The organism is Candidatus Dadabacteria bacterium (assembly GCA_026705445.1).
Lineage (GTDB): Bacteria > Desulfobacterota_D > UBA1144 > Nemesobacterales > Nemesobacteraceae > Nemesobacter.
Genome location: JAPPAR010000001.1, coordinates 1 through 21240 on the forward strand (window position 1 = coordinate 1; position 21240 = coordinate 21240).

General features: G+C 51.9%; 18 protein-coding genes. 11 read left to right on the top strand and 7 right to left on the bottom strand.

Features of this window, described 5'->3' with window-relative positions:
- Positions 1-56 precede the first annotated feature (56 nt).
- Positions 57-1268, bottom strand: coding sequence for a DUF1015 domain-containing protein (locus OXG75_00005; protein MCY3624375.1), 1212 nt, complete (start codon positions 1266-1268; stop codon positions 57-59).
- Positions 1261-1878 (bottom strand): L-threonylcarbamoyladenylate synthase, encoded by a 618-nt coding sequence (locus tag OXG75_00010; protein MCY3624376.1) that lies wholly within the window; start codon positions 1876-1878, stop codon positions 1261-1263. Before OXG75_00010 ends, OXG75_00005 begins: the two co-directional genes overlap by 8 nt.
- A gap of 42 nt (positions 1879-1920) precedes the next feature.
- Between OXG75_00010 and OXG75_00015 the strand changes: the two genes are divergently transcribed.
- The 4 genes from OXG75_00015 to OXG75_00030 are packed head-to-tail and all read left to right on the top strand — an operon-like array spanning position 1921 to position 6861.
- The gene (locus OXG75_00015) at positions 1921-3408 is read left to right on the top strand and encodes an FAD-binding protein (GenBank protein ID MCY3624377.1); all 1488 of its coding nucleotides are present in this window, start codon (positions 1921-1923) and stop codon (positions 3406-3408) included.
- A 51-nt stretch (positions 3409-3459) separates the two neighbouring features.
- Positions 3460-4770, top strand: coding sequence for an FAD-binding oxidoreductase (locus OXG75_00020; GenBank protein ID MCY3624378.1), 1311 nt, complete (start codon positions 3460-3462; stop codon positions 4768-4770).
- Positions 4771-4781: 11 nt separating this feature from the next.
- Positions 4782-5576, top strand: a complete 795-nt coding sequence (locus OXG75_00025; GenBank protein ID MCY3624379.1) for a DUF3891 family protein — start codon at positions 4782-4784, stop codon at positions 5574-5576.
- Positions 5566-6861 carry a heterodisulfide reductase-related iron-sulfur binding cluster gene (locus tag OXG75_00030; protein ID MCY3624380.1) on the top strand — a complete coding sequence of 432 codons (1296 nt, stop codon included), beginning with the start codon at positions 5566-5568 and terminating at the stop codon, positions 6859-6861. The genes OXG75_00025 and OXG75_00030 overlap by 11 nt, the downstream gene beginning before the upstream one ends.
- 19 nt (positions 6862-6880) lie before the next feature.
- Here OXG75_00030 and OXG75_00035 read toward each other — a convergent pair whose 3' ends face one another.
- Positions 6881-7177, bottom strand: a complete 297-nt coding sequence (locus tag OXG75_00035; protein MCY3624381.1) for an HU family DNA-binding protein — start codon at positions 7175-7177, stop codon at positions 6881-6883.
- Between the two features lie 186 nt (positions 7178-7363).
- Here OXG75_00035 and OXG75_00040 point away from each other — a divergent pair, with 186 nt between their 5' ends.
- Positions 7364-8476 (top strand): efflux RND transporter periplasmic adaptor subunit, encoded by a 1113-nt coding sequence (locus OXG75_00040; GenBank protein MCY3624382.1) that lies wholly within the window; start codon positions 7364-7366, stop codon positions 8474-8476.
- 27 nt (positions 8477-8503) lie between these two features.
- Here OXG75_00040 and OXG75_00045 read toward each other — a convergent pair whose 3' ends face one another.
- A complete protein-coding gene (locus tag OXG75_00045) occupies positions 8504-9667 on the bottom strand; it encodes a cysteine desulfurase family protein (protein MCY3624383.1) in 1164 nt (387 codons plus the stop codon).
- Positions 9668-9696: 29 nt separating this feature from the next.
- A complete protein-coding gene (locus OXG75_00050; protein ID MCY3624384.1) occupies positions 9697-10089 on the bottom strand; it encodes a hypothetical protein in 393 nt (130 codons plus the stop codon).
- 92 nt (positions 10090-10181) lie between these two features.
- On the opposite strand from OXG75_00050, the gene cofE reads away from it, so the two are divergent.
- The 3 genes from cofE to OXG75_00065 all read left to right on the top strand — a co-directional run bounded on the left by cofE (position 10182) and on the right by OXG75_00065 (position 12980).
- Positions 10182-10958, top strand: a complete 777-nt coding sequence (gene cofE, locus OXG75_00055) for a coenzyme F420-0:L-glutamate ligase (GenBank protein MCY3624385.1) — start codon at positions 10182-10184, stop codon at positions 10956-10958.
- A 14-nt stretch (positions 10959-10972) separates the two neighbouring features.
- Positions 10973-11656 (top strand): glycerophosphodiester phosphodiesterase family protein, encoded by a 684-nt coding sequence (locus OXG75_00060; GenBank protein ID MCY3624386.1) that lies wholly within the window; start codon positions 10973-10975, stop codon positions 11654-11656.
- A 157-nt stretch (positions 11657-11813) separates the two neighbouring features.
- A complete protein-coding gene (locus OXG75_00065) occupies positions 11814-12980 on the top strand; it encodes a cysteine desulfurase family protein (protein ID MCY3624387.1) in 1167 nt (388 codons plus the stop codon).
- A 42-nt stretch (positions 12981-13022) separates the two neighbouring features.
- On the opposite strand, the gene argC is transcribed toward OXG75_00065, so the two are convergent.
- A complete protein-coding gene (gene argC, locus OXG75_00070) occupies positions 13023-14084 on the bottom strand; it encodes an N-acetyl-gamma-glutamyl-phosphate reductase (GenBank protein ID MCY3624388.1) in 1062 nt (353 codons plus the stop codon).
- Complete coding sequence (locus OXG75_00075; protein MCY3624389.1) at positions 14077-15312, bottom strand: transposase; 1236 nt, start codon at positions 15310-15312, stop codon at positions 14077-14079. The genes argC and OXG75_00075 overlap by 8 nt, the downstream gene beginning before the upstream one ends.
- A gap of 353 nt (positions 15313-15665) precedes the next feature.
- On the opposite strand from OXG75_00075, the gene OXG75_00080 reads away from it, so the two are divergent.
- From OXG75_00080 to OXG75_00090, 3 genes are all read left to right on the top strand, one after another.
- Entirely contained in the window at positions 15666-18782 is a 3117-nt protein-coding gene (locus OXG75_00080) for an efflux RND transporter permease subunit (GenBank protein MCY3624390.1), read from the top strand.
- Positions 18783-19015: 233 nt separating this feature from the next.
- Complete coding sequence (gene gap / locus OXG75_00085; protein MCY3624391.1) at positions 19016-20023, top strand: type I glyceraldehyde-3-phosphate dehydrogenase; 1008 nt, start codon at positions 19016-19018, stop codon at positions 20021-20023.
- Positions 20020-21219 carry a phosphoglycerate kinase gene (locus tag OXG75_00090; GenBank protein ID MCY3624392.1) on the top strand — a complete coding sequence of 400 codons (1200 nt, stop codon included), beginning with the start codon at positions 20020-20022 and terminating at the stop codon, positions 21217-21219. The genes gap and OXG75_00090 overlap by 4 nt, the downstream gene beginning before the upstream one ends.
- Positions 21220-21240: the final 21 nt, after the last annotated feature.

The window sequence follows — 21240 nt, forward strand, 5'->3', positions numbered from 1 at the left end:
GAGTAAGAAAGAGGAGGGAGACCGCAACGGTTATCCCTCCTCTTTTTTTTGCCTGCTTAACGCCAGAGAGGGTTGAATATTAATCCGGAGAGAATTTTCGGATAAAAGTAGGTGGTCTTGTGAGGCATCTTGGTTCCGTCGAGAACCACTTTGAATATGTCCTCCGATTTTAACTTGGGAAGAAGAAATCCGGCCTCAAATTCCCCGTTGTGCACGCTCTCGAATACTTCTTCTGGGAACTTGGAGTATCGTACACCCGCCTTGTCTTCTTCTATCAGTGCTCCGAACAATTGGCTGTGAAGAATTATCACGGCGAGGTTCTCATAGTCTTTTTCGCGCGCCGTCTTGGGAGTAAGCCTGAAGGTTCTCTCGGGATTCTTGGTTACAACGGATATCTGATCCGGGCCAAGATCAAGCGAGCGCTCAAGCGCAATTCTCTCGACTTCGAAATCTTCCCGCAGATTGTCAATCAGGTTGTCTTCGACTTTTCTTGCTATCCTGTGAGTGGGGTTAATTATAAGTCCCTGGCCTTCTCCGCGCGAGAGATAGGTCATTACGTAGTCCCAGGGCATCTGTCCTGAATCCCCCCCCGTTTCTCTTCTCTTCAGGTCTCTGAAGTTTATCGACGTTTCGTAACGGTGGTGACCGTCTGCGATCAGGATGGATTTGTCCGCGAGGCGGCTTTTTACGCGTTCTATGATTTTCGGGTCGGATATCTTCCAGAGAGTATTTCTTATTCCTTCTTCAAAGATGACGTCCACAAGCGGTTCTCCGATATTTTTATCTACATCTTCCTCGACCTCTCCCGAGGCGTCGGGATAGACGCAGAATATCTGGCTCAGGTTGGAGTTGCATGCGACTGTGAGCGCCAGCCGGTCTTCCTTGTGTTTCCTGAAAGTCTGTTCATGCGGCAGAACGATTCTCTTGTCGAAATCCTCAACTTTTAGGTTCGCTATGAACCCTTTTCTTGTGTAGCGTTGCCCTTCGAACTCGAAATCCTGGTAGTAAGGGTAGATTGAAGGCTCGTCATCCCTTATGAGCACCTTGTCGCGAAGCCACTTCGAATAGATTTCATTCGCATTTTGATAACGCTGCTTGCCTTCTCCTTCGGGCAGTTCAATCCTGACGGCGTTAAAAGGACTTTTGGCGAAGAGTTCCTCGCGTTGCTGCGGGCTTATTACGTCATAGGGAGGAGCAATGACTTTCGAGAAGTCCTCGACCGCTTCCTTGCTGTATCTTATACCTCTGAAAGGTTCTATTTCAGCCATGAAGAATCTTCTCTATTTCAGCTACGGAAAGATCGCCCTCTCTGATAATCTCGGGTGACGCGGTCGTCAGGTTCACTATCGCTGAACCCATTGAGGGTGGAAGGTTACCAGAATCAACGATAACATCAATCCCGCTCGGAAAATCCCTGCGGATATCAGCAAGCCGGTTTGAGTTGCCCCTGCCGCTTATGTTCGCGCTCGTAGAGGTTATGGGTTCTCCCACGCGACGAAGGATCTCTTTTGCGAAAGGGGAAGTGGAGATTCTTGCCGCGACCGAGTCTCTTCCTCCCGACACCTCTTGCGGGAAAACGGATTTCGGATGCAGTATGAGCGTTAGGGGTTTTTGGCTCCGGGAGTATCTTTCGAGCAGGTCGCCGGGAACATGGAAGTGACGATCAAGCATCTCCTCGTCACTTACGAGGACTATAAGGCCCTTGCCTCCGGATCTTTGTTTTATCCTTACTATTCTCCGGCAGGCCTCCCGATCAAACGCAAGACAGCCGATCCCGTAGAGAGTTTCGGTCGGGTATACGATCACCCCTCCCCCCGTAAGGCATTCGGACAGCTTGTCAAATACGAGCGGATCGTTTTCTTTGATGGTTTCAGTCAATTTTTCGCGTTCCCCGGGTTCCGATATACTATAAGTTTAACGATGGACTCGCAAGCTGTAAAAAGAAACGACAGATGGAAATCCCGTATCGCCTCGGAACTTGCGGGAATCTTGGGCGCCGGGGCGGTTATATCAGCCGAGGATGAGCTGATCGCTTATGAAAGCGACGGGCTTACGGGATACAGGGTAAAGCCTCTTTTCGTGGTTTTGCCTTCGAGCACAGAGGAAGTCTCCCGTGTGGTGAAGCTCTGTCATCGCGAGAGGATCCCTTTTGTTCCGAGAGGGGCGGGAACCGGCCTCTCGGGCGGCGCTCTTCCCAGTCGCGAGGGAATAGTGATATCGCTTTCGCGAATGAACAGGATTCTTCATGTGGATATCCCGAACCGCGTTGTTGTGGTCGAGCCCGGAGTGGTAAATATTTCCGTAACCGATGCCGTGAGTGCCGAGGGATTTTACTACGCCCCCGATCCTTCGAGCCAGATCGTGTGCACAATAGGGGGCAATGTCGCGGAGAATTCTGGTGGAGTTCATTGTCTTAAGTATGGGGTCACGACCAACCATGTGCTCGGAGTGGAGATGGTTCTGCCCGACGGAGCGGTGGTCACGCTCGGAGGTCCTACCCCGGAGAGTCTCGGATATGATCTTCTTTCGCTTGTGGTCGGAAGCGAGGGGCTTTTGGGCATAGTGACCAAGGTCTTTTTGAGAATAATAAAAAAACCTCAGATGGTTAAAACTCTTTTTGCTTCGTTTGAGAGAATCGAGGATGCCGGGGCGTCGGTCTCCGCGATCATTTCTTCCGGGGTTATTCCCGCGGGAATGGAAATCATGGACAATCTCAGCATAAACGCCGTGGAAACCACGGTAGGCGCCGGATACCCCAGGGACGCGGGAGCCATTCTTCTCGTGGAGCTTGACGGACCTGGGGCAGAGGTTAGCGCACAGGTTCCTGCCGTGACCGGGATACTTCGGGAAAACGGTGCGATTGAAATAAAGCTGGCGGCGGATGAAAGCGAGAGACAGCTTTTCTGGAAGGGGCGTAAAAGCGCCTTTGCCGCCATGGGGAAAATAAGTCCCGGATACTATGTCCAGGACGGCGTAATTCCCAGGAGCAGCTTGGCTAGGGTGCTTGGAGAGATAGGGGAGCTCGGCAGACGGTACGGCCTTCGGGTTGCCAATGTCTTTCACGCGGGAGACGGAAATCTTCATCCGCTGGTGCTTTATGATCCCGAAGTTGAGGGGGAATCCGAGAAAGCCGAGGAACTTTCCGGCGAAATTCTCAGGGTATGCGTTGATGTCGGCGGCAGCATTACGGGAGAACACGGTGTGGGTTTTGATAAGAAGAGGTTTCTTCCGCTTATGTTCAGTGAACAGGAAATAGATACGATGAATCTTGTGCGATGCGCTTTTGACGATGAAGGGCTCTGCAATCCCGGCAAGGTGTTCCCGACTCCTAGAACGTGCGTTGAGCCCGGGATGCAAAAACGGGGTTCCGAAACTGCTCCCGCGAAGGAAATGGGGGAACTTTTCTAGTAGAGCGGGGCCCGTGTTCAAGGTTTAACGGTCCGTTGGTTTGAAAAAAGGATGTCTCACGTAACAGAACTCTCCAAGATGGTTTCAGCTTCCCGTGTTCCCGTTTCCGGGGATACGGGTTCAGACGTTCCCGAATTCGGCTTCTCTCCCGAAGTAATTCTCTATCCCGAAAACATCGAGGAGATATCCCGGGTCCTCGGGTTTGCTTCGCAGAAGGGCATTCGTGTTTTTCCTTTTGCGGGGGGCACCAAGCTTTTTCTCGGCAACCCGGTTGGCGCGGTCGGCGCGGCGCTTTCACTCAAGCGTCTTGGCAGGGTTCTGTTTCATGAGCCTTCTGACATGGTTTCCACGGTCGAATGCGGGATGGAGGTGAGGGAGTTTCAGAATGCCGTCGGGAGCGAAAACCAGCTTTTTCCCGTGGATCCGCCCGGTCTTGACTCCGGAGCCACTGTGGGGGGGCTTTTGTCGACGAATCTTTGCGGTCCAATGAGCACCAGATACGGCACGTGCAGAGAGCTTATCCTAGGAGTCAGGGCCGTGAGGGCTGACGGTGAGATCATAAACTTGGGAGGGAAGGTAGTTAAAAACGTAGCGGGTTATGATATTCCCAAGCTTATGGCAGGTTCGCTTGGCACCCTGTGTGTATTGGTGGAAGCGACTTTCAGGTTATACCCCGACCAGCCCTTCTCAAGAACCCTGGTTCTGGGTTTTGACAGCCATGTTTCCTGTTCCCGGGCAGCCAGAGCGATACTTGCTGCGGATGTTGTTCCCACATGCTTTGAAATACTTGACGAGAGACTCTCTTTGGAATTTGCGGCGGCACCGGGGGCCAAAAGAAGTGTTCTGCTTAAATTCGACAGCTTCGAAGAGGCAGTGATCGAGCAGATAAAACAGGTGAGAGAGATAACCTCTGGTGATTTTGCCTCCTTAATCGAGATGGACGATCAGGATTCACGGGAGTTATGGGATTCGGCAAGGGAATTTCCGTTTTCATCCGGGGCAAGTTTTTCCTCGAAGCTCACCCTCCCCGTAACTGCCTCAATCGAGATTCTCTCCGATATCGAGAGCAATCCGGCACTCTCGGGGGTCACAGTGCGCTGCCTTTCGAGACCCGCCAGAGGGGTTGCGCTTGTTTCGGTAAGCGGTGGGGGTGAAGAGGCGGTCAGAGCGGCACATTCTCTTGAGAATCTTGCCGATTCGCTTGGGGGCCGTATCATGTTCTCGGGGGTCCGCCGCGAACTCAGGGAGAGGATAAAAGCGTGGGGAGATTTCGGAGAGGCGCTTTTTCTTATGAAGAACATAAAACGGCGTTTTGATCCGGGAAACATTCTGCCCGGCGAAAAAATATTCGATGCAGACTGAGGATAGGGATTATGATAAGAAGGGAATCCGATGAGGGGTGGACGCTCATAACGCAGCCGAGCCACGCTTTTCTTTCTTCAAGAATAATGGATTTCTGGGGCAATGAGGATTTCGAGACTATCGTTCCCAGAGACGAAGTGATGCTTGCGATAAGGGAACATGACTGCGGGTGGGAGGAAACGGATTCCGTGGCTGATCTTAACCCGAAAAACGGCTATCCGAGAAGTTTCATGGAAATGCGGCCCGAGAGTCAGCTTGAGATATGGTCTGAGTGTTTCGAAAAACATGCCGGCGAGCATCCATACGCCTGCGCGCTCATAGCGCTTCACTTCTCCGAACTTAACGAAAGGACCATATCCAGAAACCCAAACAACAAGGCGGCCGTTTCGCTTAGAGAGAAAATCAGGGAATTTCTGCGGCGAAGCCTCGAGATCAGGGTCGGGGATGAGATTCTGAACGGATACCTGCCTGCCGATATCCAGACCAATCTCAGGTTTCTTCAGGTGGGTGACATAATATCGCTTGGCCTCTGCCACGGATCAAGATCAGTCACTGTTCCGGGCGTTCCGATTAATTACCTCGGAGACACGGTGGAAATAGCGCTGTCATCAGAGGACGGGCTTAACTATATGATCTGCCCAAATCCTTTTTCCCAAGACTCTCTTCACTTTGATATATCCGGCAGAAAACTTGGGGAAAAATCGTTTGGCACCCAAGAGGAACTCAAAGAGGTTTTCCATAGCGCGGGTCTCGAGACTTTCGGTTTTTCGATTTCTTCGGGAGCGGAGGGACGCAATGTCGCTTGAGACTGCTTTTGACCATACAGATCGCCCGAGCAAGAAGATAATACAGGACTGCGTTCACTGCGGGTTCTGTCTTTCATCTTGTCCCACCTATCTTGAGACCGGAAACGAACTCGATTCTCCCAGGGGAAGAATACATCTGATAAAGGCCGCGGAGGAGGGAAGAATTCCGATGGGCGAGTCACTTGTAAAACACCTTGATCTGTGTCTGGGATGTCTTGCCTGTGAGACTGCGTGTCCGTCTGGAGTTAAGTATGGAAGTCTGATAGAGATGTCGAGGGGACAGATTGAAAGGAGGTTCAAAAGGGGCCTGAGGGAGAGAATTCTCAAGGCTTTTATCTTCAAAATCTTTCCCTATCCCCAAAGGTTGAAGGTTCTTCTGCCGTTTGTTTACCTGGTAAAAACCCTTGGCCTGAAGAGGGTTTTCCCGCCGTGGCTTCTTGACAGAATAAGTCTCTCGGCTTCCTCCATGTTTCATATGCTTCCCGAGGTCAGCTCCGCTTTCGGGGAAACTCTTTCGGCCTTTTACCCGGCAATTGGAGAGAGAAAAAAGAAAGTTGCCCTTCTGAGCGGGTGCGTTCAGGGGGTCTTCTTCCCGGAAATAAACAGGGCAACGATCGAAGTGCTTCGCGCAAGTGGCTGCGAAGTTTTTGTTCCCAAGAATCAGGGATGTTGCGGGGCCCTTTCTGTTCATTCGGGAAGGCTTGAGGAAGGAAGGGAGTTCGCAAGAAAACTGGTGGCGCTTTTCGCCACCTTAAATGTAGATGCCGTAGTCGTTAATTCCGCCGGATGCGGTTCCACTATGAAGGAATACGCCGAGATCCTGCATGGGGATCCGGTCTACTCCGAAGCCGCAGCGCAGCTCTCGGCGAAAACCGTGGATGTCATGGAATTTCTTTCAGATGTGGAAATAGGGGCGTCGCTGCGCCCTCTTGATATAAGGATTACTTATCAGGACGCATGCCATATTGTTCACGGACAAGGGATACGGTCTGCTCCAAGAGAACTTCTAAGAAGCATCCCGGGACTGGAGCTTGTCGAAATGCAACGGTCGGATCACTGTTGCGGAAGCGCCGGGATATATAATATCGTGCAACCGGAGATGTCCGCTAGGCTTCTCTCAGGGAAAATAAGAGAGATAGAAAAAACCGGTGCTGACTATCTGGCCGTCGGGAATCCCGGGTGCATGATACAGATCCGCAAGGGACTGCTCGGTCTAGATTCCAAGACCAAGATTGTGCATCCAGTAGAAATTCTCAACTGGTCGCTGAGAGGCAGCATCAGCTAGGTAAAGCGCGGAGACAGTTTTAACCTAGCACGGAATCCTTGCAGGCTTTCGCCACGCGGAACTTCAGGACCTTTCTTGCAGGTATGCTGATTACTTCACCGGTGGCGGGATTTCTCCCCATTCTGGCACTACGATTGCTGATAACCAGTTTGCCGATTCCAGGAATCGTGAATTCTCCTTTTCCCTTTACCTCTTCACATGCAATTGACGCCATAGCATCAATAACGGTTTTGGCTGTCGCCTTGGTTATTCCCGCCTTCTCTGCCAAGCTGTTTGAAAGCTGGGATTTTGTTAAAGGTTTTCCGTTCACTAACATCCTCCTTAAAATCTCTTGATAATTATCGGTGTATTTGGGCCAAAAGTCAATCTGTTTTACCGGTTATTCCTAATTTTGCCGGTTGTTGCTAAATCGCCGGATTCTCAATATTGTTATGAATGTCCTTTTTTATTGAAGCTTTTGTGGGTGGAAAAATAGATGAGATCTTGGTTCAGGGAAAGAAAAATGAAGAACTGGTTGACTCTGGTTTTAATATCTCTTGGTTTCCTCCTGGTTCTTTCTCTCCTGTACGCGAGGTTTCTTCAAGAAAGGGAATCGAGCGCGCAGGGTCATTCTGAAGATAACGTCCACAGGCCCATAAAAGTGATGACGCCTGTTGCGTCCCCGGGTTCAGTTTACACCGAAGTTCTCGGAAGAGTCCGCGGCAAGCAGACCGTTCTGGTCCGAACGACCGTCTCGGGATGGGTAAAGCGGATAGATTCCGGTCGAGGTCAGGAAATCGAGAAGGATGGAATTATCCTCGAACTCTACGATTACCGCGTGGAAACACGGCTTGACGAGGCCAAGTACAATCTTGAGTCCGCCAAGGGGAAGCTTGCCGAGGCTGAAAGGGTATACCGCAGGAACGCGGCTCTTTTTGAGAAGGGAATAGTCTCTGAGGACGAGACCGAGGCGTCACAAAACCTGCTTGAAACCGCCTCGGCCGGCGTGAAGGCCCTTGAAGCTTCTTACAAAAGGGCCAAGTGGAATTACGAAAACCTAAAGATCCGCTCCCCTATCCAAGGCCAGGTTGTCGAAATCGTTCCCGACATCGGGCAGGAGACAAGAAACGGGGATGTGGTAGCCAAGGTCGTTAATCTAAGCGGCAGGAAAGTCATAGCCGGTGTGGACGTGTCAGTTGCCAGAAGCGTCAGCAGGGGAGATGTTCTCGAGGTATCGCTTACAAGAGACGGCACGGTGGAAACCGTCGCGGGCGAGGTTGACGGCGTGAGTCCGGGTTCTGATGATTTCTCGGGCACCTACGATATCGAGATTGCCATATCCGATCCCTCGGTAAAATGGTGGCCCGGGGAAATGGTTTCCGTAAAAATACCGGTGCAGACGCTTGATAATGTCGTCAGAATTCCCAAGACGGCTGTCTTGTCCGACGACAAAGAAAATTCCTCTTTCGTGCTGGTTGAAAAAAACGGAGAAGTTCTCAAGGCTAAGGTGGCGCCCACGTGGATAGACGACAACTCGGCCTACATATCCTTTGATTCCCTTCCCCCGGATTCCAGAATCATAACCGAGGGGAACTTCGGCCTTCTTCCCGGTCAGCCGGTAAGGATTGTCGACTAATTTTCCGTTTCCCCGGGGTGCCCGGGTTCAGCAGGGCTGACTGCTGAGAAATTCGCACTTTTCCCGGATTATCTCTGCCGCTCTTTCTATCTCCTCAAAGGTGTTTTCCGGGCAGAAGCTGAATCTTATGCTTGAATACGCATGCTGTTCATCCAGCCCCATGGCAGCCAGAACGTAGGATGGCGTAATGTCGAAATTCGTGCACGCGGAACTCTGCGAACACCTTATTCCCGCCTCGTCAAGAAGGGAAACCAACCTTCTTCCGTCAGTTCCGCCGAAATGGATATTGGTGGTGTTGCATATTCTTTCCCCGCCGCCCCCGTTAACCGAGGTGTCCGGGATGGACTCGATTATTATTTTCTCGAACCGGTCGCGAAGATCTTTCATCTTTCCTATGGCCTGCTCAAGCCTTTTGTGCCTTATCTCGCAGGCGGCCCCAAAGCCTGTTATGCCCGGAAGGTTCTCAGTCCCGGGACGAAACCCTTCCTCTTGGAATCCTCCGAAAAGAAAAGGATTCACAAGCAGCCTGTCTTTTGCGTAGAGAACCGCGGCGCCCTGGGGACCGCTGATTTTATGAGCGGTGAAAGAGAGAAAATCCACGTGAAGCTTTGCAAGGTCAACCTCGAACTTGCCTACAGCCTGGGCCGCGTCGGTGTGGAGAAGCACTCCGTTTTTCCTGCAGACCTCGGAAATGCTCGCGATATCCTGTATAACTCCGGTCTCGTTGTTAACCCACTGCACGGAAACTAGATCGGTTTTCTCGGAGATCGCGTTTTCGAGTTTTCGGATGTCAAGAATCCCATGTCTGTCCACCTCGAGCATTTCGATGTGGACGTCGTTTAGTTCGAGGAAATTGCACATCTTCATTATCGAGGAGTGCTCTACTTGGGTTGTGACAATGTGCGGCTTCTCTTTTTTCCTGGTGCAGGAATAAAAAACCATGTTGTTTGATTCCGTGCCGGAACTTGTGAATATGAGGTCTTCGGGGGAGCATCCCACAAGATCGGAAGTCCGTTTTCGGGCAAGGTCCATGCGGTGCCTCGCCCGCTCTCCAGCCGAATGGGCGCTTGAGGGATTGCCGAACCCCTCGCCCATGGCTTCGTGCATGGCCTCCGTTACTTCGGGAAGTGGTCTTGTAGTTGCGTTGTTGTCAAGGTAGATTTCGCCGGAAATTTCCTCTGTACACCCCATTATAAAGCTAATAATACACGATTTTGTGGCTAAGGTGTTTCTTCCGGCAGGTCTTCGGGAAGGAGAAGGGTTATGCAGGGTTCCTCGGAGTCTTTCGTTACCGGACCCAGGTAGGAAATAACCTGAAATTCCCGGGCTTTTCCGTCTTTGGTAACCGAAGCGATGAAATTGATCACGTTGGTTTTCTTCGTTTTTCTGGTCGCCCTTATGGACGACACGAGAGGGGAAAGTATTTCCTTTAGCCTGGTGTTTTCATCCTCGCCGCGGGCCGAGGCCTCGGAATCGGGCTCCATCATTTCCTTTTTAAGCGAGGAGGTTACGAATATGCGGATCATGAGACCTGATTCCCTCGCCACGTCGGATACCTCGAACTGCTTTTCAAGTTCGAGGTCAGCCTCTCTTTCCAAATAGAATCTTTCCATTTCTCTCCCCCTTGATATCGGTAATATATACTAGATGGTTTAGTGGGTATATACAAAACGCCGCGCCGGTGCGGCATCGGGAGAATTTCCGCATGGACAAGACTGGAGAAATAAGATTTGTTCCCTTGAAGGGAATTCCGGAAGTGGGGGAGGGGGACAGCCTCGGGGAGATGATTCTGCACGCCGCCGCCCGTGAGGGATTTTCGTTTCTCGACGGGGATATAATTGTAGTTGCGCAGAAAGTGGTTTCAAAGGCCGAAGGCAGGGTCGTTAGTCTTTCCCAGGTGGAACCTTCGGGTTTCGCGGTTACGGTCTCCGAGGAAGTTTCAAAGGATCCGAGGTTGGTGGAGGTGATTCTCGGGGAAACCAGGAGAATCGTAAAAATGGACGAGAGAGAAAGCGGCAAGGGAAGACTTATAGTTGAAACGATCGGAGGGCTTGTGCTGGCAAACGCCGGCGTTGATGCGTCGAATGTTTCCGGGGGCGAGGATGTCACGCTTCTTCCGCTTGATTCCGATCGCTCCGCCGGGGTTATAAGAAAACATATAGAACAGGAAACCGGAAAGTACGTGGCCGTCATAATAAGCGATACCGTGGGACGTCCCTGGCGGGAAGGGCTCACCGACATCGCCATTGGCTGTAGCGGCATGAAGCCACTTTCTGACCGCAGGGGAGAGGCCGATACCAAAGGTCTTCTGCTTACGGCAACCGAGATGGCGACCGCGGACCAGGTGGCGTGTGCCGCGGGCTTGCTGATGGAGAAAACCGCGGCTCTGCCCGTTGTGGTAGCGCGCGGGGTCGAGTACATCCGGGGAGAGGGAAGTTCGGATGAACTGATCAGAGATCCGGCCCATGACCTGTTCAGGTAATCTCCCCAAATTCCATGAAAGGTTTTTTCGAAAAAGATTTCCTCCTTATCTCTCACCGCGGCGCGAGTCATTACGAACCGGAAAATACTCTCCGCTCTTTCCGCAGGGCCCTGGACATGGGGTCTGCGGTGATAGAGTTTGACGTGAGGAGAAGTCTTGACGGCCGCTTGGTCGTCATTCACGACCGGACGGTGGACAGGACCACGGATGGTAAGGGAGCCGTTTCGGGGAAGATGTTTTCTGAACTCAGATCTCTTGACGCCGGTTTCGGGGAGCGGGTACCGACTCTTGAGGAAGTCTTTGAGAATTTCGCGGGGCGCTGCGGACTCGTGGTCGAACTTAAGGAAAAAGGTACGGAAGAAGAAACGGTCTCGCTTATAAAAGCTCATGGTCTTATAAAAGATGCGGCGGTGGTTTCTTTCCGCGAGGACTGTCTTCGTGCCGTGAGGGAACTTGATCCTTCCATTACTACGGGGCTTATTACGGTTTTCGGCTTCGGGTGCGTGAAGAAGGCTCTTTCTCTGGGCTGCCAGGTAGTTGCTACAAATCACCGTTTTATGACGCGACGCCTCGCTTCGGAAGCCCGAAGAAGAGGCCTTTTTGTGTGCTGCTGGACGGTTAACGATCCGAAACGGGGCGAAAAGCTGGCCGGGATCGGGATTAACGGGATTATCACCGACAAGCCTGACCTGATCTGAAGTTGGCTTGCCGGTGCGCCTGATCTTGTCCCCAAGAGGTTAACCCGCTGAAATAACTTGAATCCGGAGTGCTTCCGCTCTCCTGTGTCGCAGTGATTTACGCGGTCGATCGGTTATTATTCGCTGTTATGCAAGCTGTTTAAGCGATGGTGAGAAAATGTCGCCTGATAACGGACATTCCATATATCTTGACTATAACGCGACTACGCCTCTTGACCCGCGCGTTTTGGAAGAGATGATCCCATATCTTGCCGGAAATTATGGGAATCCTTCCAGTATTCATTCTCCCGGAAGCGTCGCGCGCGCGGCGGTTGATTGCGCCCGCGAGAGGGTATCAGGTTATCTCGGGGCGAGGCCGGGAGAAATAGTTTTTACCTCCGGGGGCAGTGAAAGCAACAATTTCGCCATAAAAGGCTTGGCCTACGCTCTTTCTGACAGGGGAAACCATCTGGTTACGACCGCGGTCGAGCACGCCTCGTGTCTTGAAGCGTTCAGGTTTCTTGAACGCAGGGGTTTCGAGGTCACCTATCTTCCCGTGGATTCCTTCGGACGGGTCTTCCCCGAGCAGTTCCGGGAAGCGATTACCGAGCGCACGATTCTTGTTTCCTGCATGTACGTGAATAACGAGACCGGAGTTGTAAGTCCGATTCGTGACATAGGGGAAGTTGCCCGCGAGAGAGGGGTGGTTTTCCACACAGATGCGGTTCAGGCCCTAGGAAAGATGGAGATCGATCTTTCCGGTCTGCCGGTGGACATGGCGTCTTTTTCCGCCCACAAGATATGCGGCCCCAAGGGGGCGGGAGCCCTTTACTTGAAAAAAGGGGTTGCCCTCGAGCCTTTCATGCACGGCGGGGGGCAGGAGAGGGGAAAAAGGTCGGGAACGGAGAACGTAGCGGCCGTCTGCGGATTCGGTTATGCGTGCGAGCTTCTGCGTGGGGAGCTTGAGACGGAAAACGAAAGACTGGGGAAGCTGCGCGACCGTCTTTTCGGGGAGCTTTCCCGGAAAGTAGCGGATGTTTACCTGAACGGACATCCCGACACCAGGGTCTCCAACACCCTTAACGTCGGTTTTCCAGGAACTCTGGGTGATTCGGTGGTAATGAATCTCGATACCGCCGGAGTGGCGGTTTCAACTGGTTCTGCATGCTCCGAGGGAAACGTCGACCCTTCCCACGTGTTGATCGCCATGGGGCTCGAAGAACAGGAAGCGCTCTGCTCGGTCAGGTTCAGCTTCGGCCGTTTTACCCGTTCGGAGGAAGTCGACAGGGTGATCGAGCTTCTTCCCGCGATAGTGGAGAGAATAAGGACGCTTCAGGATTTCTGACGGGATATCATGTCGGCGGGCAGCATGTATTTACCGCGCAAATTAGGGATAAAGCGGGACGGACTCAAGTCCCAGGCTCTCGGGAAGGTCGAGCATGATGTTCATGCTCTGTATCGCTTGGCCGGAGGCTCCCTTTACCAGGTTATCTATGGCGCAGACAATTACCGCGGTTTTTTTCTCTGGGTTTGTCCTTACTCCTATGTCGCAGAAGTTTGAACCCCTGACGCAGGAGGTGTTCGGAAAAGTCCCCTCGGGAAGAATCCTCACGAAGGGCGAGTTCTCGTAGAATTGCCCCAGGGCGTCCAGCAGTTCCCGGGTCTTATGGATTCCAGAGAGGTTTACGTATATTGTCGAGAGTATCCCCCTGTTTATCGGTACGAGATGCGGGGTGAAGGCGACTTCCACCTTGCTGCCTAGAAAATCCGAGAGTCCCTGTTCTATTTCGGGAGTATGGCGGTGCTCGCCTACCTTGTAGGCTTTCATTGCTTCGGAGACCTCGCAGAAATGAAGATCAAGCGAAGGGTTCCTTCCCGCTCCCGAAGCTGCGGATTTGGAATCAATTATGATTCCCTCAGTTTCCACCATGCCGTTTTCAAGAAGCGGCGCGAGTGGAAGGATCGAAGAGGTGGGATAGCATCCGGGGTTTGCCACCAGTTTTGTCTCCGATATCCGTTCCGCATGCAGTTCGGGGATTCCGTAGACGGCGTTTTCGAGAAGATGGGCGCACGGATGATCCCCGTACCAGTCCCTGTAGGTCCCTTCCCTGAGGCGGAAATCCGCCCCGAGATCAATTATCCTTACGTCCCTTCCGTAAATTTCTTCTACGAGCTCGGCCGATGCTCCGTGCGGAAGCGCGGCGAATACCACGTCGGTATCGTCCGGAATGAGCGAGGGGTCCGAACTGCTGAGCTCGAGATTGGCTATTTCTCCAAGGTGCGGAAAGACCTCGGCCAGGGCACGACCTGCGTGCCTTGACGCTGTTAAATGCGAAATGCTGGCCCGGGGATGTCCCCCAAGGAGCCTTATGAGCTCCGCTCCCGTGTAGCCGCTTGCTCCCAGAATACATACGTTAAGATTTTGGGAATTATATACTTGACTAACCATCTGGCTGCCTCGCATCAATTTCACGGGTCGTCGGAGTCCTTTTAAAGACGGAACGCTCCTCGCCGTGCAGTCGCGCCATTCCCAGACGCCTTATGTTAATCGCAGCGTTCGTGTCCGCGTTGGACGCAAAACCGCAACTCACACACTGGAACCGTGCTTGAGATTTACGGTTCTCTTTTTCCGCGTGTCCGCAACGCGAACACGTCTGAGATGTATACGCGGGATTCACTTCTATCAGTCTCCCGCACTTGTAATCAAGATTTCTTCTTGTCTCCCCCATGGCGGTATCAAGCATTGCCCTGTTAAGCCCTGCCTTCTGCTTCACGTTCTTCCCCGGATTCTCTACAGTGCCCCTTGCGGAAGCAGTCATGTTTTTTACCCTGAGGCCTTCTGTGACTGCTGTACCGCTCTTGTCCGCAATCTTCTTTGTGGTCTGATGAACCCAGTCCTTGCGGATATTGGCTATTTTCCTGCTTGTTTTCGCAAGTTTCTTCTTTGTGTCCTTCCGTCTGTTAGACCCCTTTATCTGCCTTGCCATCCTCCGCTGATACCGCTTCCGCCTTGCTTCTTTCTTCCTTAAATCGGGCAGGAAGTAGAAATGTCCGTCAGAAGTGGCGACCTGGCGTGCGTTCATGTCAACTCCCAGAACCTCACCGTCATCCGGCCTTTTCTCCACTTCAACCTCGTAGGAAACAAAGGCACGCCACCTGTGCCCGTCATGGCGAAGCACCACCTGCCTGGGTACGCCATCCTTCCATGGATTTCCTCCCCTGCGGGTCATCTTTACCCAACCGACCCTGGGGATAAGAAGCAGAGAGTATTTTTTATCGATATTCTTTATTCTGAAGTTCTCTTTGCTTGGAAGCGTGAAGCTGGGTGCGTGCCTGTTTCTGCTTCTCGGCTTCGGAAAACCCTTCTTGCCGGCCATCGCCTCTTTCAGTGCATCCGCAAAATACTTGAGAGTATGTTTTATGGGATTTGCAGGAAGCTCCAGAAGCCAGTCCGTCTCGTGTCTTAGCCTAGTGAACTCAACGCCGAGACTGAAATACGATGTAGATGGTCTTTCCCCTTTGCCATTCTTGAATGCCTGGTAGTCAGCAAGGTTCTTCTCCCTGAAATGGTTCCAGACGTACCGACAGGCTCCGGCCATCTGGAACATCTTCCTTGCCTTCGCCCTCGTGGCAGGCAGAACGACAAACTCTACTGTACGTATTTCTTTAGCAGTCATGATAATGCGGGTTAGTCAAGTATATAGTTCCCAAGTTTTTCATCACCCTCAAACGATACTACGGGAATCAGGAAAATCAATCCGTACTCCTCAACGAAGACATGCTCCCGGGAAGCGGCAGGGGAGACTTTTCGTTTTCGGAAATTCCCTGGGTTCTGGTACAATTACAAGAGGTGTTTTGAGGTTGCGGTTTACCGCAGACCGGTTGGAAACTCCGTTTAGCAAGGCAAGATAAGATTTCAAATCCGCAGGAGAAAAGCCTGCCGATACCGAAAAGATATGCCGCTTGATCAAATTCCCGTACACTCGGGATCATAGTTGGGCACACATCAGGAATTGTCGACCGATTCTCTATGCACATCGCCGATTTTTCAGTAAGAAACTCCTTTTTCGTGAACCTGCTGATGGGAGCCATATTACTTATAGGGCTTCTGTTTTCATTTTCCCTTCCCCTTGAACTGTTCCCGTCGGTAAAACTCGAAATGGTTACGGTAACCACGTCTTTTCCGGGTTCTTCCGCCGAAGACGTTGAGAATCTTGTAAGCGTTCCCATTGAGCAGCAGATAAAGAACGTCTCCGGTGTCAAGATCGTAAAATCCGTTTCTTCCGAAGGGTTCTCGCGGGTTACGGCTGAGGTTTACCCGGGTGAAGACACCAGAAGGATCGCCTGGGAGATTGATTCCAAGATCAACCTGATAGCAGACGATCTTCCCGAGGACACAGAAGAACCCGTAACAGAAGAGCAAAAGGCGAGTTTTCCGCTGGTGAGCGTTTCGGTCTCAGGGGACATGCCAAGAGATATTCTCTATAGCAGCGCCAGAAGACTGCGGGATGAGCTTGGGCTTTTAGACGGTATTGACAACATGACTTCCGTCGGACTGCCTGACCCGGCAATATGGGTGTATCTGGATTATCCGAAGATGGTGCAGTTTGGACTGGGGATTAAGGAGATTTCAGATGCCATCAACGCGAGGAATCTGGATATCCCCGGGGCGAATTTTACTGGGAACAGTACTGATTTTCTGCTTAGAACCGAGGGAAAGATAAGATCTGTGGAAGATCTTCTCAATATTCCGGTTGCCCGCAGCGTTGAGGGTAAACATATTCTGCTCCGCGATGTGGCGACGGTCGCTCTCGGAGAACAGCGAGAGGACCTGAGATCGAGGATAAATGGCCGTCCTGCGATTACTTTCTGGGTGGAGAAGCAGAAAGACGTTGATATCCTCGATACCGTCGACCGCATAAGGGAGCTTACCGAAAAGTATGAAAACCAGTTTCCCGAAGATGTGGAGATAAACCTGGCGTTTGACAGGTCACACTGGGTGAAAAGTCGTCTTCGGACCATGCTTAAAAGCGGGGGTCTGGGGTTTGTTCTGGTAGTAATCCTTCTCACTCTTTTTCTCGATCGCAAGGCGGCCTTTATAGCCGCTCTGGGGATTCCCGTTTCTTTTCTGGGGGCCGCGATATTAATGAAGATGACCGGCACAACGCTCAATGTCCTTTCCATGTTCGGTCTTATAATGATGCTGGGTATGGTGGTGGATGACGCCATAATCGTTGTTGAGAATGTCCAGAGATATGTATCAAGGGGAATGGAGCCGCTGAGGGCGGCGGTGGTGGGGACAAAAGAGGTTGCCTGGCCAGTGGTCGCGACTGTGCTTACCAATATTGCAGCGTTTACCCCCCTTCTTCTTGCCACGGGGTTAATCGGACAGTTCCTTTCCGTAATTCCCAAAGTTGCTATCTTCGCTCTTTGTTTCTCCCTTTTCGAAGCCTTGCTGATCATGCCATCCCACTGTGCCGACTGGCTTCCGGCAAACGGCACAACGAGATCTCCTCGCGGAAACGCGCCGCTTCTGCGCGTAAGAGGTCTGTATCTGCGGGGACTTCTGTTTGCGCTTAGAAACCGCTATGCGGTAATAGGATGTTTCACGGTTATCTTCGCCGTTTCGGTCTTTATGTTTGTCCGGATTCCCAACGTGATGTTCTACCTTCATGATACTGAGGAAATAATGGTAAGAGTTGAGAATCCTCCCTCGTCCAGTCTGGAGCATACAGCCGCTTCCGTAGCCCAGGTGGAGGAAGCCGTGCGCCACAGCGTTCCCACTCATGTTCTGAGAAACACTTTATCCATGGTTGGACTCGATATGTCGGACCCTGACAATATGTTTTCTACGGGGGACCACGTGGCCACGGTTCTGGTTGAATACGAGGATTACTCCGCCAGAAAAGAAAACGCGCTCGAACTCTCTGAGATTGCGGAGAGCAGGGTAGGGGAAACGGTGACGGGAGCCAAACAGGTTGATTTCGTAACGACGACGGGTCCCCCTACCGGGAAACCGGTGGACGTTAAAATAAGCGGGGATGACATACCGGTGCTGATGGAAATAGCTTCCCGGGTCCGGGAGTATCTGAGCAATCAGCCGGGGGTGAGTGCCGCGACCAGCAATCTTATTTACGGAAAGCCCGAGGCGAGAGTTGAGATAGACGAGAGAAAAGCCGGGGTGTTCGGTATTGACAAGTGGAACGTGTCGCGGGAAATCAAGGCTCTCGGAGACGGCCTCACAGTTGCGAAGACCAGAGTGGGTGAGGAAGAGGTTGAGATAAATCTGCGATACGGAAGAGGAGAGTCCAGTGTTTTCTCGGTGAAATCGCACCAGGTCCCGACTCCTCTCGGAAGGCGGGTTCCTATCGGCACCGTGGCGGAGATAACGGAGTCCAAAACGCCGCTTGAGATAAGAAGGGAGAAGCTTCGAAGAACGGTTACCGTAACAGCCGAAGTGGACAACCAGACGACTACTTCAAGGGAGGTAACCGCAAATCTTTCGCGTCACCTCGACGGTCTTCTGGAGAACTACCCGGGCTACTCGTTTCGGTTCGCAGGGGAGGAGGAGCAGTATACTCAGGCTATAAGCGACATAAAAAAGGCGTCGCTTTTGGCTTTACTTCTCATTTATCTCATTCTCGCAAGCATACTGCGTTCCACCTTTCAGCCCCTTATAATAATGAGTGTGCTGCCTTTTTGCATTACGGGAGTGATAATAGCGATTCTGCTGCGCGGCGAACCCATGACGCTCCCCGCCATAATAGGAATGGTTGCACTTCTGGGAATAGTGGTGAACGACAGCTTGCTGCTGATGAATTTTATCAACCGAAGGGCGAAAAAGATGCCGAGCAAGGCGGTGGCGATAGTATTTTCCGCTAGGTATCGTTTCCGCCCTATAGTTCTCACCACGCTTACGACCTTCTCGGGACTTTTCTCCCTGATGTTCGCTTACAAGGGCCAGGCGGGCATTCTCGCTCCGATGGCGGCTTCCCTGGGATTCGGACTTGTTTTTTCGACTTTCGTCATACTTTACCTTGTGCCCTGTCTTTATCTGGTTCTTGACGATATTGGCAAGCGGTTGCGGTATTTCACCCGTCTGAGGACATTGGGGACGGGTGGAAGAGATTTCCTGCAAATTAGTTAATGACTAGGTACCCTGTACAATTACAAAAGTGCTTTTTGAGGGCTCAGCGACTGAAGATCGGGCGGAAAATATCGATTAAGAACCGTTATGCTCGGTGTTCTTGTATCCGTTAGGGTGATTCGGCCACGCGGCGAAATGCGGTATTTCTTTTCAAATTGATTTCTCTATTTGACTAACAGCAGGCAAGTGTATAGTTTTTGCGAAGTTCAAAGTCAAGTTTCGGAGGTTTTGTGATGTCCATCAGGGTTGGAATAAACGGGTTTGGAAGAATAGGAAGGCATGTGCTCAGAATCGGTCTAGGCAGAGAAGACCTTGAGTTCGTGGGCATAAACGATATTACGGACACCGAAACCCTGGCCCATCTTTTCAAGTACGATTCGGTGTTCGGCCGCTACCCGGGAGAGGTCGAGTGCAACGGCGAGGGAATAACCGTAGATGGAAAGTTCATAAAGGTGTTTTCGGAGAGAAACCCTGCGAATATTCCCTGGGCCGAAACGGGAGCACAGGTCATAGCGGAGGCAAGCGGCATTTTCAGAACCCGTGAGGCCGCTGCGGCGCACATGGGCGAGACCGTGAAAAAGGTGATAATTACCGCCCCGGCAAGCGGCAAGGTGGATTTCACCACGGTAATGGGCATAAACGATGACGACTACGAGCCCGAAGGTCACGATGTGATTTCAAATGCATCCTGCACGACCAACTGCTTCGGCCTGCTGGTCAAGGTTCTCCACGAAAATTTCTCGATCAGGCGTGGGGAGATGACCACGATACATTCCTATACGAACGATCAGAGGATACTCGACACTCCGCATAAGGATAAAAGAAGGGCAAGAGCGGCTGCGCTCTCCATTATTCCTACCAGCACGGGGGCCGCAAACGCCATACAGCTTGTCTTTCCGGAGCTTAAGGGGAAACTCTCTGCGGTAGCCGTAAGGGTGCCCACGCCCAATGTGTCGCTTGTGGATTTTACCTGCGAAGTGGAAAAAGGAACTTCCGCAGAAGAGGTGAACGCAAAGTTCAAGGAATCAGCCGAAGGAACGCTTAGCGGCTACCTTGCTTACGTCGAGGACGAAATCGTTTCTTCCGATCTTGTGGGAGATACCCATTCCTGCTCTTTTGACTCAATGCTGACTTCAGTGGTGGAGGACAATCTGGTCAAGGTTGTCGCCTGGTACGACAACGAGTACGGATACACTTCCAGAGTAGTTGATCTTATAGAACTCGTGGGGGAAACCCTTTGAAGAAAAAGCTTCTTGTGACCGACCTTCCCTGCTCTGAGTACGAGGGGAAAAGAGTTTTTGTAAGGGTTGATTTCAACGTTCCCGTAAACGGCGGAAAGATAACTGAAGATTACAGGATAAGACGCACTATCCCCACGATCGATTACCTTACAAGATGCGGGGCCAGGGTAATACTTGCTTCCCACATGGGAAGACCGAAAGGACGCAGGATAGAAAATCTTTCAATGGCTCCGGTGGCGGAAAGGCTTAACGAGTTTCTGGGTATCAAGGTCCGTTTTCCGGGCGCGGTTGTCGGCAGGAAGGTTGAGAACGCCTCAAAGAAACTCAAAAACGGCGAGGTGATGCTCCTTGAGAATCTCAGGTATCACAATGAAGAAGCGGAAAACGATGAGGATTTCTCGCGGAAACTTGCCTCTTTGGCTGATATTTACGTGAACGAAGCTTTCGGCACCTCGCACAGGGCCCACGCCTCCACCTACGGAATGACCGCTCATTTTGAGAAAAAGCTCGCGGGTCTTATGGTGGGAAACGAAATAAAGTTTCTGAGCCGTCTGATAAAGAGACCAAAAAACCCCTACTTAGTCATTGTCGGGGGCATGAAGATAAAGGACAAGATAGGGGCACTCAAGAACATAATAAAGAAAGCGGACAGGGTTCTTGTGGGCGGCGGGGTGGCTTATACCTTTCTTGCGGCGCGCGGGGTTAGCGTCGGGAAATGTTCCGTGGAGAAAGAGATGATTTGCTGGGCCCGGGAAGCCCTTGAAACCTACAAGGAAAAAATCATTCTGCCCGTTGATCACGTGATGGCCGAGGCCGACGGCGGCAGAAAGATGCGTGTGGTGGTTACAGGCGCGGAGATTCCCGACGACATGACGGCTTTTGACATAGGGCCGAAGACGGTGGAGAAATTCACCTCATATATAAAGGGGAAAGGCACGGTTTTCTGGAACGGTCCCATGGGATTTTTCGAGTTGGATGATTTTTCAAACGGCACGAGCGCCATCGCTAGGTCGTTTGCGCTTGCCACATGGAGGGGGGCCACCACGGTTCTCGGAGGAGGGGACAGCGTGGCGTCACTTAAGAAGTCCGGGGTCAAGTTCTCCGAAGCGACCCACGTGTCGACCGGGGGCGGGGCCTGTTTTGAATTCCTAGGCGGGGTAGACCTTCCGGGAATATCGATTCTCAGTGACAGCTAGGGCTCGATCAGGTATTTATTT

Coding starts and splice junctions, on each gene's coding strand:
- OXG75_00005 (MCY3624375.1), bottom strand. CDS start 1,268: ATGGCTGAAATAGAACCTTTCAGAGGTATAAGATACAGCAAGGAAGCG.
- OXG75_00015 (MCY3624377.1), top strand. CDS start 1,921: ATGGACTCGCAAGCTGTAAAAAGAAACGACAGATGGAAATCCCGTATC.
- OXG75_00020 (MCY3624378.1), top strand. CDS start 3,460: ATGTCTCACGTAACAGAACTCTCCAAGATGGTTTCAGCTTCCCGTGTT.
- OXG75_00025 (MCY3624379.1), top strand. CDS start 4,782: ATGATAAGAAGGGAATCCGATGAGGGGTGGACGCTCATAACGCAGCCG.
- OXG75_00030 (MCY3624380.1), top strand. CDS start 5,566: ATGTCGCTTGAGACTGCTTTTGACCATACAGATCGCCCGAGCAAGAAG.
- OXG75_00035 (MCY3624381.1), bottom strand. CDS start 7,177: ATGTTAGTGAACGGAAAACCTTTAACAAAATCCCAGCTTTCAAACAGC.
- OXG75_00040 (MCY3624382.1), top strand. CDS start 7,364: ATGAAGAACTGGTTGACTCTGGTTTTAATATCTCTTGGTTTCCTCCTG.
- OXG75_00045 (MCY3624383.1), bottom strand. CDS start 9,667: ATGGGGTGTACAGAGGAAATTTCCGGCGAAATCTACCTTGACAACAAC.
- OXG75_00050 (MCY3624384.1), bottom strand. CDS start 10,089: ATGGAAAGATTCTATTTGGAAAGAGAGGCTGACCTCGAACTTGAAAAG.
- cofE (MCY3624385.1), top strand. CDS start 10,182: ATGGACAAGACTGGAGAAATAAGATTTGTTCCCTTGAAGGGAATTCCG.
- OXG75_00060 (MCY3624386.1), top strand. CDS start 10,973: ATGAAAGGTTTTTTCGAAAAAGATTTCCTCCTTATCTCTCACCGCGGC.
- OXG75_00065 (MCY3624387.1), top strand. CDS start 11,814: ATGTCGCCTGATAACGGACATTCCATATATCTTGACTATAACGCGACT.
- argC (MCY3624388.1), bottom strand. CDS start 14,084: ATGGTTAGTCAAGTATATAATTCCCAAAATCTTAACGTATGTATTCTG.
- OXG75_00075 (MCY3624389.1), bottom strand. CDS start 15,312: ATGACTGCTAAAGAAATACGTACAGTAGAGTTTGTCGTTCTGCCTGCC.
- OXG75_00080 (MCY3624390.1), top strand. CDS start 15,666: ATGCACATCGCCGATTTTTCAGTAAGAAACTCCTTTTTCGTGAACCTG.
- gap (MCY3624391.1), top strand. CDS start 19,016: ATGTCCATCAGGGTTGGAATAAACGGGTTTGGAAGAATAGGAAGGCAT.